The sequence below is a fragment of the Mucilaginibacter sp. P2_A5 genome (assembly GCF_056404995.1).
The window spans coordinates 13,488-26,101 of record NZ_JBFUCY010000017.1 but is presented as its reverse complement, the minus strand read 5'-3'; the positions used below and the strand labels follow the sequence as shown (position 1 = coordinate 26,101).

Below are 12,614 nucleotides of genomic sequence, written 5' to 3'. Positions count from 1 at the left end.
AACGCGGAAAAACACACCCTGCCAACGCACTCCCCATCCCGCCCCCTCTCGAGAGGGGAATAAAAACACATTTGATAATCAACAACTTATATCGATGTCCTTATAAGGTACGAAGCAATCCCCTACATGCTAAGTCCCACATAGTTCGGGATTGCTTCGTACAGCAACTACGGCGGCTTAGCACATTGATTTAATTATATTTTGTTGCGGATCATAACGTTTTTTTTTTCAGGATCATCCCTATGGATACGCGCAATGATATTTTAATGATCTTCGTGCCAATACCGGCTCAATACGCCTCATGTATCCACGTCATCACCCTCACCATTTCGCCCCTTACATCTTTAGTTGGCCGGGTAAAATTGTTGTTCATGAAAGCGAAGGCCAGCCGCTTGCCTTTGCGGGTTACCAGGTAGCCACTTTGATTATGGTTATTGGATAACGACCCGGTTTTGGCCCATACAAATGGCCTCCCATTATCTGTTTTATAAGCATTTTTAAGCGTACCGGTTAATCCCCCCGCCGGCATCAGGCTATGCAGCAGGGTATCATTTTTAACTTCATCGGCAATTTTGCAAAGCAATTTTACCATGCTGCGCGGGGTAAACAGGTTATAACGCGACAGTCCCGATCCATCAACCCATTGGGGCTCATCGGGCAAATCATTTAAAAAGTTTTTCTTCGAATAATTGATAACCGAATCGGTGTTCAGCATATTAAACTTTACCGACGAGCAAACCAGCAGCAATTGTTCGGCAATAAAATTATCGCTGGGCTGCAGCATGCGGCGATAAACAGAATCGGCATTGGTATTATAAATGGTTTTTGCCGAGTTGCTGATGGGCAAATAAGTTAGGTAAACAGGTTTTTTTAAGGTGTCTTCCAACAATTCCTTTGTAAGCATGTCGCTTGTTTTCCATGGTACCAGTTGATTGAATTTTTTAGGAATTTCTGTTTGCGGATAAGCAAACCGGTTGGTTAACAAATCGCGTTGTACTCTAAATCCCGTAGGCTTAAACTCGGGGTCGCGGGTTAAAAATCTTTTAAAGTATTGTGGTTTTACCTGTAGGTTGCCATCGGTATCAGCGTATAGCAACACCTCGTTGTCTTCTATCGGGAAAACGCTTAGCTCCTGCTGATAATCGTCGTTATAATCATCCCATCCCCAGCCTGGCCCAAAAATCCTGCCTGTATAACCAGTTGCAGACCAATACAGATTTTTGTTACTGTTTTTTAAAAAACTTAAGCCATTAATCCCTTTCAGGTCGCTATGTAAAAAAGAAGGATCGCCGGTGCCCCAAAACACCAGCGAATCATTGTGCACTTCGTATTTTAACGCCGGTATCGAATCGCCCAGCATTTTAAGGCAGGTGTAAAAAGTAAACAGCTTGGTATTTGATGCGGGGGTAAAATATTTATCAGAATTTAGCTCAAATACCATCTTTTTTTGATCCATATCGTATAAAGCAAAACCGGTAAAATGATCATTGGAAACCTGCGATTGCTCAAACTGTTTTTTAATATTCCGTTTATTGATGGAATGGCTTTGAATACTGCAACTCCCCAATAATAAGCCGCAAATGGTTATCAGAAATGTAAATGTTGTGCCCCGCATAAATATTTATTTATTTAACCAATTAATGTCGTAAATTTAATATTACCAATTATACCAAATTGTTACTTAAGCTATTTCATAAACTAAAGCATTTCCGGGCGTTGTGGCTATTGTGCCTGCTGGCATTTTGTTTCACAACAGCCCATGCGCAGTACTTTGATTTAGATGCCCGCAAAAAAAAAGTAACCATCCCTTTTAAGCTGGTACGTAACCTTATGGTTGTCAAGTTAAGCATCAACAATAAAGGGCCATTTAATTTCATTTTAGATACCGGCGTTGGCCTGATGATCATAACCGACCCTAAGTTAGCCGATTCTATCAGCATCCCCAATAAACGCACCCTGAAGATACCGGGACTTGGTGAAGGCGCCGATGCCGAAGCGTATGTAACCTCGGCCTTAAAAATAGATATTCCGGGCCTGGTAAGTTATGATGTGGCGGCGGCGATATTAAAAAAAGACCTTTTCAGCCTGTCGGGTTATGCGGGTATGCCTATACACGGGCTTATAGGGTACGAGTTTTTCAATAACCTGGCCGTTAAAATAGATTTTCAGGATAGTACAGTAACTGTTACCCGGCCAAAAGACCTTAAAGTTTTCAGGAAAGGCACACAAATACCAATTACTATTGAAGACAGAAAGCCCTATGTGGTAAGCAATGTAATATTGCAGGGTGGTCGGATGGTTAAAAGCAAGCTGATTATTGATCTTGGCGCCGGGCACCCGGTGTCGCTCGAAAAAATTATACCGATATATGGACTGCCACAAAAATTTATAGCGTCGGCCAACCTGGGGATCGGGTTAAATGGCCCTATCAACGGCTTTATTGCCCGCCTGGAATCGCTGGAAATAGGCAAGTTTAAAATTAAAGGCATCATATCATCCCTTCCCGACGAAGGCAACAATCAAACCCGGCTTTCGGTACCCAGGGATGGTAACCTGGGCATTGGCGTGCTCAAGCGCTTCTCGGTTATATTTGATTATACTGGTAATGCTATGTATTTGAAACCCAATGCCAATTTTAAGCAGCCCTTTGAACATGATATGAGCGGTATTGAATATTACGCGGCCGGGGCTAATTTGGATAGGATAATTATTAACCGTGTAGAGCCGGGCTCGGCGGGCGACGAAATTGGGCTGGAACGGGATGATGAAATAGTGGCCATCAATTTTAAACCTGTTTCTAAAATGAGCCTTGAAGAAATTGATGAGTTATTCCGTTCAAGGAACGACAGGAGCCTTTTGCTCGATGTTTTTCATGATAAACGGCTGGATAAAGTAGTGCTTACCTTAAAGCGGAGAATCTGATATATCCTTTTTACTTAATTGAGCCCCGATTTTATAAAAAATGATAAACTTTACATAAGTTTACGTTTTAAGTAGACTAATTAATGAAGAAAAACCCTGTGGCAGGCCGGTTCGTACGCGGCACTGCGTTAATTTTAACTGTTTTGGCTGCGTCCTGCGCTACAAAAAAACAAACAGCAAATCAAACTTTAACCCTTAAAACAACAGCTGGCCCCGGCGGTACAACAGCTACTGCTACTGTTGGCACCCCCAAAAAAGAGGGTATCAAAAAATTCAGCGACCTGATTACAGGTAAAATAAAAGCTGATAGTGGCTTGTTTAACACCTATAAGGCCGAAGGTAAATATTACTATGAAATTCCGGATTCGTTGCTAAGCCGCGAAATGCTGGTGGTTACCAGGTATGTAAAAACACCAACCGGTTTGCGCACTTTTGGCCAGCAATATGGCGGCGAAGAACTAAACGAACAGGTATGGAAATGGGAGCGTCATGATAAGCAAATTTTTATACGTGTGCCCAGCTATTCGGTACGGGCGGATAGCACATCCGATATGTACCAATCTGTTAAAAACTCCAACCTGGATGCGGTTTTAGCTTCATTTGATATCAAAGCTTTTAATAAAGATACTACCGGTGTTTTAATTGATGTTACCGATTTTTACAACGGCGATGTTGCCGCTATAGGCCTATCTGACGAGGTAAAAAAAGCATACAAAATTTCGGGGGTTGATGGCGCCCGTTCATACATAGATACCATTAAAAGCTTCCCGGTTAACCTGGAAGCCCTTACTTTAAAAACCTATCGTTCGGGTGAATCGCCAACGGATAATTCCAATGGCGCGGTTACATTTGAATTAAATACATCCATGTTGCTGCTGCCCAAAATACCGATGAAGCCACGCATCAGCGATGCCAGGGTTGGCTTTTTTGGCCAGCGCCAAACCGATTATAGCACCGATAAGCAAAAATCGGCGGTTACCGCATACATCCACCGCTGGAAACTGGAGCCGAAAGATCCGGTAGCTTATGCCAAAGGGCAATTGGTTGAACCTAAAAAACAAATTGTATACTACATTGACCCGGCCACTCCCAAAAAGTGGGTACCTTATTTAATTGCCGGTATAAACGATTGGAATAAAGCGTTTGAGGTCGCGGGTTTTAAAAATGCCATTATAGGTAAAGAAGCGCCTACAAAAAAGCAAGACCCTGAATTTAGTACCGAAGATGCCCGGTATAGCGTTATCCGCTATTTTGCATCAGACATTGAAAATGCCTATGGCCCCCACGTATCTGACCCGCGTAGCGGCGAGATATTGGAAAGCCATGTTGGCTGGTACCATAATGTAATGAACCTGTTGCGCGATTGGTACCTGATACAAACAGCCGCGGTTAACCCTGCCGTGCGTAAGGCCCAGTTTACCGACGAACAAATGGGCGAACTGATCCGTTTTGTATCATCGCATGAAATTGGCCACACGCTTGGTTTGCCACACAATTTTGGTTCAAGCTACGCCTATCCTGTCGACTCTTTACGCTCCAAATCATTTACCGATAAGCATGGCACCGCGCCATCTATAATGGATTATGCGCGTTTTAATTATATAGCCCAGCCAGGTGACAATGTAACACACCTTTACCCGCAAATTGGCGAGTATGACCTTTGGGCCGTAAAATGGGGCTATAGCTGGTTCGCCGGTAATAAAACGCCTGATGAAGAGAAAGGTATACTGGCCGACTGGACAAATAAAAAGGCAGGCAACCCGCTATACTATTTTGGCCGGCAGGGTACATCAATTGATCCGCGCCTGCAAAACGAAGATTTGGGAGATAACGCTATGAAAGCAAGTACCTATGGTATTGCCAACTTAAAGCGCATTTTACCAAACCTTGAAAAATGGACTTATCAAAAAAATGAGGATTATAATGATGTGAACGAGCTTTATAACGAAGTTTTAGGCCAGTATTATCGTTATATGGGCCACGTAGCCACCAACATTGGCGGCATGAATGAAAACTTTAAAACTTATGATCAAAAAGGCCCTGTATATGATTTTGTAAATAAAAACCTGCAGCATGATGCTGTGTTGTTTTTAAATAAACAAATATTTACCACACCCTATTGGCTTATTGACAAAGCCGAACTGGGCAAGTTTGATAATGGCATAATGTACAACCGCATTAAAGGTTTGCAAGTAGCCGTGCTGGGTAATGTGCTTAGCCAATCAAGACTGGCCCGTATGTATGATAACGAAGCAAAAAATGGTAGCGCAGCCTATAAGGTAGCTGATTTATTGAATGACCTGCGCCCGGCTATTTTTGCAGCCGGCAAGCCAGATGCATTTAAACGCAATCTGCAACGTGGGTACTTGGAGAACCTGAGGAGTTTATTGACAGATGATTTCAGGGGTTTCCCGGGCTTTCCTCCGCAAGTATTAGCTTCATTTGGATTAACACCAATAAATATGGCCTTATCTGATATAAGGCCTATGGTACGTGTCGAATTAAAGAAAATTGACGCCGGCTTGCCGAAAGGGGGCGATGCATTAACCGCCGCGCATTATGCAGATTTAAAGCTCCGCATAAAAGAGGCACTAAACCCAACCCGCCCGATAGTTAATATACCCGGCGGCGTTATCCGCGGTATAAATAGCAACGATATACTAAACGAAAGTATCGGTAAAGGGTACCTTAATTGCTGGCCAAAAACAAATGTGGATAACTAATTTGTTTCCCGGATAAAAAATCTACGTAAAAAAACCTGCTTAATGATTTAAGCAGGTTTTTTTTATGATGTCGACGCATATTAACGTCGGAGTTATTTTTTACTATTGAACAAAAACGACAGCAATAAGAAGAATTATTTAAGCTGGCTTATGTTCTCAAAAAATGCAACCTGTATATCGAGCAGCGATTTTACATTTATTTTTTCGCCATAGGCATCAAAGCAAAGAAATTTGGTGCTTTCGGGATGATTTCTCCTGGCTTTTTCAAAAAAATTGAAGGTTTCAAAAAAATAATGATTGATTGTAACATTATTTTTACCATTTGTTTGCGAGGCGTTGAGCCTAAAGCCGATCGCATCCATCCAATTATGGACCTTTGCGTGTAAATTATTGCTGAGTTTGTTCATAGGTTAAATATTTTTTAAGTATAACGAAATCGTTTGAGACTTAGGTATAACGAAATCATTTGGCATTTTGTTATATCGTCTTTTCGACATTTGTTCAAAACGTCCCCTGATATGCCTGTGGCCAAAAATTTAATTAATAAAAACAATGCTTTCTGCCAGTGTTTTTTGTAACTAATTATCAACACATCCGTACTAAAGTATACTATATACTACTAAAAATATTTTTTATGGGAAGACTAAGACTTTTATTACCCGTTTTATTGCTTTGCATGATGAGCCTAAACTCATGTAAAAGGGATAAAACACCCGGCCCAACCGGGGCTACCGGTGCAGATGGGGCACAGGGGCCAAAAGGTGATACGGGGGCAACAGGCCCTCAGGGGCCACAGGGGGCAACAACGGGCATCCCCGGCCCAACGGGAGCAACCGGCGCTACAGGTGCAACAGGGGCTACGGGCCCACAAGGCCCGGCGGGACAAACCGGCCCTACAGGAGCAACCGGCGCTACAGGTGCTACGGGGCCCATTGGCCCGCAAGGGCCGGCAGGAGCTACCGGGGCAACGGGTGCTACCGGAGCGACCGGTGCTACAGGAGCAACAGGTGCTACAGGTGCGGTTGGCCCAAGAGGCCCGGCTGGGCCAGCGGGACAAACCGGAGCTACCGGGGCAACGGGCGCTACTGGAGCAACGGGAGCTACCGGAGCCACTGGGGCTACGGGGCCACAAGGACCGGCAGGGCCACAAGGGCCAGCTGGGGCTGATGGAACCACCAATATCAAAAGCTATATAATAACCAATCAAAACGTGAGTTCGGCGGCGGCAACAAGGCTTAATGTGCCGGCGATTACACAGGAAATTGTTAACAGCGGGCTGGTTTTGGTATATCTAAGGGTAACAGGCACAACAAGCTTTTACGCTTTGCCTTTCATCAGAATTACCAATGCCATATACCAATCAGATGTGGGCTTAGGCTTTGTAAATGTAATAGCCAATTTCAACTCACCCGGTTACGATTTTAAAGTTGTAGTAATTCCTGGCGGCAGTGTAACTACCTTACAGGTTACCCACCCGGGCCTCAACTTTAAAAACTATAACGAAGTTGCTTCGGCATTGCACTTAAATTAAACTTAAAACTGACTGATCTTATAATAAACACCCAAGCCCGGCAATGCCGGGCTTTTTTTTGTCTTTACCTATGTAACAATAATATGATTGATAGGCTATTAGCGCTGGTAAGTGTAACAATTATATGTTTATTATTCAATATGCCTTTTATATGTTGAACATTTGCACTTTAATTGTGTCTTTAACACAAATGAAAACACTTGTAGCTGAACATATATCATGAAACCCCTAATTTTAATTTTAAGTATTTTTTTATTTACCTCTCTTGGTGCACGTGCGCAAACCGCCCGCGATATAAGCGGCGTCATTGCCGATACCACTAAGCTAAGTTTACCCGGAAGCAGTGTAAAACTGGTAAGCGATGGCGGCGATAGTACATTAACCATTGCCGATGCTAATGGTAAATTCAGGTTTCCTGGTGTTAAAGGCAGTAAAATAACGCTTACGATATCGTCAATTGGATTTACAGCAATAAAAAAACACTTTTCCCTTGAGGATAATACCAAGCCTGTAGATTTGGGCCTGATATTGTTAAAAGCCGAAACAAATTTACTTGGCCAGGTAAACATAGTGGGGGCGGCCAACCCTATTACCCTTAAAGAAGATACAGTAATATACAATGCCTCCGCTTATAAAGTGCGGGCAAATGCGCCTACCGAAGATTTGATAAAAAAGCTTCCGGGTGTAGATGTGGATGTAAATGGCAATATTACCACCCAGGGAAAACAGGTTACCAAGGTGCGGATAAACGGGAAGGATTATATGGGCGGCGATGTGCAGAGCGCTACCAAAAACCTGCCGGCAGATATCATCGAGAATATACAAATGATTGATGACTATGGCGACCAGGCCAACCTTACCGGCATTAAAACCGGCGACCCTACCAAAGTGATGAACATTACCATCCGGAAAGATAAAAACTATGGCTACACTGCGCAAGCCACTGCCGGCGGTGGCCGCGATGCCTTGCCGCAGGACGAAGGTGTACCCAATAAAAACCGGTACCTGGGATCGTTAAATATTTTTAATTTCCACGGCGACCAGCAAATTGCGGTGCAGGGAAGCATCAATAATACCAATGTTAATACCTTCTCATTCGGCACCACGGGCGGTGGCGGAGGAGGTGGTTTTGGCGGCGGCGGCGGCCGGGGCAACGCAGGGCGTGGTTTTGGCGGCGGCGGAAGCCTGATCACCGCTCAAAACGGTATCACCGATGCGAAATCCATCGGTGTAAACTTTCGGGATCAATGGGGTAAAAACCTGGCGGTATATGGAAGCTATAGCTTTGCTGATAATACTACAAGTACCAAAAACAATATTTTGCAGCAAAATACTTCGGCGGGCAATTCGAGCGAGCAGCACCAGTTAAGTATCGAAAAAGATCAAAATATAAACCATCGTTTTAACTGGAACATGGAATATAAACCAGATACGGTTAATTACTTAAAAATAACGCCAACGTTCACATACGGCAGTACAAATACCGCCGAATCGGATAGCGTTAACCTTACCAAGAGTGGAGCTCTCGCATCGGCGTATACTTCAACCACCAATGGCTATTCGCACGCACCCAACTATGGCATTACAGCGTTGTACAACCATCGCTTTCCGCATCGCCGCAACCTAAGCATCTTTGCATCGGCAAGCTCGGCGCCCACCACATCATACCAAAACCCAATATATAATTATACTGTTTACACCGCCAAAGAACCAAGGGCGCCCGATAACCAGGTGTCCGATACTTACAGCCGTACCAACAGCGTTGGTGTAAACCTTTCATATCTTGAGCCGCTGGGCAAGCGTTCGTATCTTGAGCTTAATTATGCTTTTAATCATTCGGCGACTGTTAATAACAAGGAAACAGATACGCTGAGCACAGACGGTATCTATAACAGGTATGATTTGTCAAGCAACCAGTTTAATTATACTTTTACCACCAACAAGGTTGGCCTTAACTATCGCTTTATTGAAAGCAAATACAACTATACATTAGGTTTAGGTGTACAACCATCTGTGCTTGACGGCGAATCGCCCAAGGCCGATCCTACACATAAATCAACCTTTAATATTATTCCTACCGCTCGTTTTATTTATAACTATTCGCGCAGCAAGGCATTCAGCGTGAATTATAACGGCTCAAACGCCGCGCCAAGCTTTTCGCAATTGCAGCCGGTTATTGATTACTCAAACGCCACCTACCCGGTTGAAGGTAATCCCAACCTGAAGCCTGCGTTTACCAATAATATATCCATCAGGTACAATAATTTCAGTTTTGCAACGGGCAACGTGTTTTTCGCCAACTTTACATACCAGAACATTCAAAACCAGGTTGTAACCAATACCATTACATCAAACACCTCAAACAGGATATTTACCCAATACCTGAATGCCGATGGCTTTTATAATTTTACCGGCCGGGTTACTTACTCCAAACCATGGGCCGAGCGCAAATATTCCGTTACGCTTAATGGTACCGCACAGTATAATAATAACATAGGTTATTTAACCAGTTTGGACGGCCTTGACCCGTTGGCAGCCACGCCTGATCAGATAGCCGCCGCACAAGAAAAAAACATTGCTAAAAACCTGGTATTTACGCCCGAAATCCGTTTTAGGATCGACTTGCCGAATATCGTTGATGCACAAATTTTGACCAACTATGCTATCAACCGTACAAAAAACTCGGTACAAGACACGACTAACAATGGCTTGACCAATATCAGGACCTGGAACATAGGCCTTAACGGGAAAAATTATTTTGGCGACTGGGTTTTTAGCTATGATTATACCAAAGCAACCAACTATGGTTATACTTCGAAAATTAAGATTACCAACCCTAATATTTTAAACGTGTATGTTGAGCGCCGGTTCCTGAAAAACAAGGTGGCTACGCTGCGGCTATCGGCTTTTGATTTATTTAACCAAAACACCGGTTATTCGTCAACCATAACAGCCAGTTCAACTACCCAATCAAGCGTAAACAGGCTTGCGCGTTATTACCTGCTTACCTTTACGCTGCGCCTGCAAAAATTTGCCGGTAAAGCGCCAACCCAGGATATCAGGGGCGACAGACCCCGCGGCGAACGTGGCGGCCGCGGCGACGGCGGAGGGCCAGGCGGTGGTGGTGGTGGCCCGGGCGGCCCGCAATAAAATGCATAAACTTAAAAGGCCCTATCCTAAACAGATGGGGCCTTTTTATATCCGGTGTAATAAAGATTTAATATTTTTTAGCTTATCAGCACCTTGCTGATAACCCGCTCCAGCTCTTCCAGGTCAAACGGTTTGGCAAGGTATGTTTCGGCGCCGGCATTGCTGGCCAGTATTTGGATATCACTATTGGCCGAAAAGTAAATTACAGGGATGTTTTTTAATTCGTCCGACCTTTTTAACGTTTGTGTAGCAATGATGCCGCCGGCATCAGGAATCCAGTTATCCATCAGTATAACATCCGGTAAAACACGGGATACTTTTTCTGTTATGTTATTGCAATCGGTAAAAGTAAAAACTTCCCAGCCTTGCTCTTCCAAAATATAACTACATATAGAAAGGATGTCTTCGTCATCATCAAAAATGATGATCTTTTTATTAGGGTCTCTCATGCGGATAGTGCAAGTGAAAATAAAGCTTATTTTTAATAAAAGCAAATAATTTAAGGTTCTAATTAAAAAACGAATTTCCGTTCAAGTTAATGCCCATTTTAAAAAAGCTATGTGAATCAACAATACCTAAGTCTTAGGCCAAAGGTTAATTTGCTTTTTGGCTCAGAGCTGAAGGCTTTCGACTAAAGCGTAAACGTTGATGTGACATAGCCCCGCCTTTTTTAGTTGGGCATCTATGTTATGCGCGTCTTTGTGTACCAAATACACGTAAATTGTTGGTTACGTAACAATTTATACGTTTATATCCCGAAAACAATAATAAATTTACTCAACCAATTGCCTTCCGGCCTTTTCAAAACCTGTTTTGGATTATGTATAACCCGTTAAATATTTGTTTGATGAATAAACATGTCATTTCGTTTTTATCGGCGGTAGTGCTGATGGGTATTGTTACCATAGCATCAGCCCAAAAAACAACAACGGCCAGCCTTTGGCTTACCAAAGCCGATAGGTCGGCATTGTTTGCTAAACAAAAAGAACTGCTGGAGTTTAAGGCTAGCGGCAAACCTAATGATATTACCATTACGGTAGATGATAAGCAAACCTATCAGCCCATTGATGGTTTTGGCTTTGCCCTTACCGGCGGCAGCGCCATGCACATCATCCGCATGAGTGCTGATAGCCGGGCCGCGCTGTTAAAAAACCTGTTTGCGGTTAATGATAACAACATTGGCGTGAGCTATTTGCGGTTGAGCATAGGCGCCTCGGATTTAAATGAAAAGGTTTTCTCGTACGATGATATGCCCGCCGGCCAAACCGACCCCACATTGAAACACTTTGACCTTGGCCCCGATAAGCAGGACGTAATACCGGTGATGAAACAAATTCTGGCTATTAACCCGGCCATCAAAATATTAGGCTCGCCATGGTCGCCGCCTGCATGGATGAAAACCAACAACGATACCCGCGGTGGCAGGCTAAAGCCCGAATATTGGGGAACCTACGCTAAATACCTGGTAAAATATATACAAGGGATGAAAGCGCAGGGTATAAACATAGATGCCATTACCGTACAAAACGAACCACTGCACCCGGGCAATAATCCCAGTCTGTTATTGGTAGCGCCGGATGAAGGCGCTTTTATCAAAAACAACTTAGGCCCTGCCTTTAAAGCAGCGGGTATCAGAACAAAAATTATTTTGTACGATCATAACTGCGACCGGCCCGACTACCCGATCTCGATATTAAACGACAAGGCAGCAGCCAAATATATTGATGGCTCGGGTTTTCACTTATATGGCGGCGATATCAGCGCCCTAAGCACTGTTCATAACGCCCACCCCGAAAAGAACGTTTACTTTACCGAACAGATGGTGGTTGAACCCGAAAACGAATCGACCATTGATATGAGGTGGCCGTTAAAGCACCTGATTATTGGCGCAACCCGCAACTGGAGCCGCAACGTACTGGAATGGAACCTGGCTGCCGACCAGGATTATAAGCCTTATACCGACAGGGGCGGTTGCCCATCATGCCAGGGTGCGGTTACTATCAACAAAAACGAGGTGAAGAAAAATGTGGCTTATTACACCATTGCCCATGCATCAAAATTTGTAAGGCCGGGGTCGGTGCGCATTGCATCAAACAACCTGGATAAATTACCAAATGTGGCTTTTAAAACCCCCGATGGCAAAAAGGTTTTAATTGTAGCCAATACCGGCGATGCTGCGCTGGATTTTAATATCAGCTACGCCGGCAAAACGCTTGCCGCTCATTTGGATAAAGGATCTGTTGGTACTTATACCTGGTAGGTGAGATTAGAACCAAGAATTAAGAGTC

At 43.8% G+C, this 12,614-nt stretch carries 8 protein-coding genes; 5 read left to right on the top strand and 3 right to left on the bottom strand.

Translation table 11 applies throughout. The features are described 5' to 3' along the window. Positions 1 to 289 precede the first annotated feature (289 nt). A complete protein-coding gene (locus AC1DXF_RS16045; RefSeq protein WP_477449736.1) occupies positions 290 to 1,615 on the bottom strand; it encodes a D-alanyl-D-alanine carboxypeptidase/D-alanyl-D-alanine-endopeptidase in 1,326 nt (441 codons plus the stop codon). A 59-nt stretch (positions 1,616 to 1,674) separates the two neighbouring features. Between AC1DXF_RS16045 and AC1DXF_RS16040 the strand changes: the two genes are divergently transcribed. Both AC1DXF_RS16040 and AC1DXF_RS16035 read left to right on the top strand, forming a co-directional pair. Beyond that, complete coding sequence (locus AC1DXF_RS16040) at positions 1,675 to 2,922, top strand: aspartyl protease family protein (protein ID WP_477449735.1); 1,248 nt, start codon at positions 1,675 to 1,677, stop codon at positions 2,920 to 2,922. Between the two features lie 83 nt (positions 2,923 to 3,005). Further along, positions 3,006 to 5,645, top strand: a complete 2,640-nt coding sequence (locus AC1DXF_RS16035; RefSeq protein ID WP_477449734.1) for a zinc-dependent metalloprotease — start codon at positions 3,006 to 3,008, stop codon at positions 5,643 to 5,645. Positions 5,646 to 5,779: 134 nt separating this feature from the next. On the opposite strand, the gene AC1DXF_RS16030 is transcribed toward AC1DXF_RS16035, so the two are convergent. Continuing rightward, a complete protein-coding gene (locus tag AC1DXF_RS16030; RefSeq protein WP_477449733.1) occupies positions 5,780 to 6,052 on the bottom strand; it encodes a hypothetical protein in 273 nt (90 codons plus the stop codon). A gap of 227 nt (positions 6,053 to 6,279) precedes the next feature. Between AC1DXF_RS16030 and AC1DXF_RS16025 the strand changes: the two genes are divergently transcribed. Both AC1DXF_RS16025 and AC1DXF_RS16020 read left to right on the top strand, forming a co-directional pair. Beyond that, positions 6,280 to 7,176 carry a hypothetical protein gene (locus AC1DXF_RS16025; protein WP_477449732.1) on the top strand — a complete coding sequence of 299 codons (897 nt, stop codon included), beginning with the start codon at positions 6,280 to 6,282 and terminating at the stop codon, positions 7,174 to 7,176. A gap of 219 nt (positions 7,177 to 7,395) precedes the next feature. Beyond that, the gene (locus AC1DXF_RS16020; protein WP_477449731.1) at positions 7,396 to 10,326 is read left to right on the top strand and encodes an outer membrane beta-barrel protein; all 2,931 of its coding nucleotides are present in this window, start codon (positions 7,396 to 7,398) and stop codon (positions 10,324 to 10,326) included. 77 nt (positions 10,327 to 10,403) lie between these two features. On the opposite strand, the gene AC1DXF_RS16015 is transcribed toward AC1DXF_RS16020, so the two are convergent. Continuing rightward, on the bottom strand, positions 10,404 to 10,775 hold the full coding sequence (locus tag AC1DXF_RS16015) for a response regulator (RefSeq protein WP_477449730.1): 372 nt from the start codon (positions 10,773 to 10,775) through the stop codon (positions 10,404 to 10,406). A 398-nt stretch (positions 10,776 to 11,173) separates the two neighbouring features. On the opposite strand from AC1DXF_RS16015, the gene AC1DXF_RS16010 reads away from it, so the two are divergent. Then, positions 11,174 to 12,586 (top strand): glycoside hydrolase family 30 protein, encoded by a 1,413-nt coding sequence (locus AC1DXF_RS16010; RefSeq protein WP_477449729.1) that lies wholly within the window; start codon positions 11,174 to 11,176, stop codon positions 12,584 to 12,586. Positions 12,587 to 12,614 lie beyond the last annotated feature (28 nt).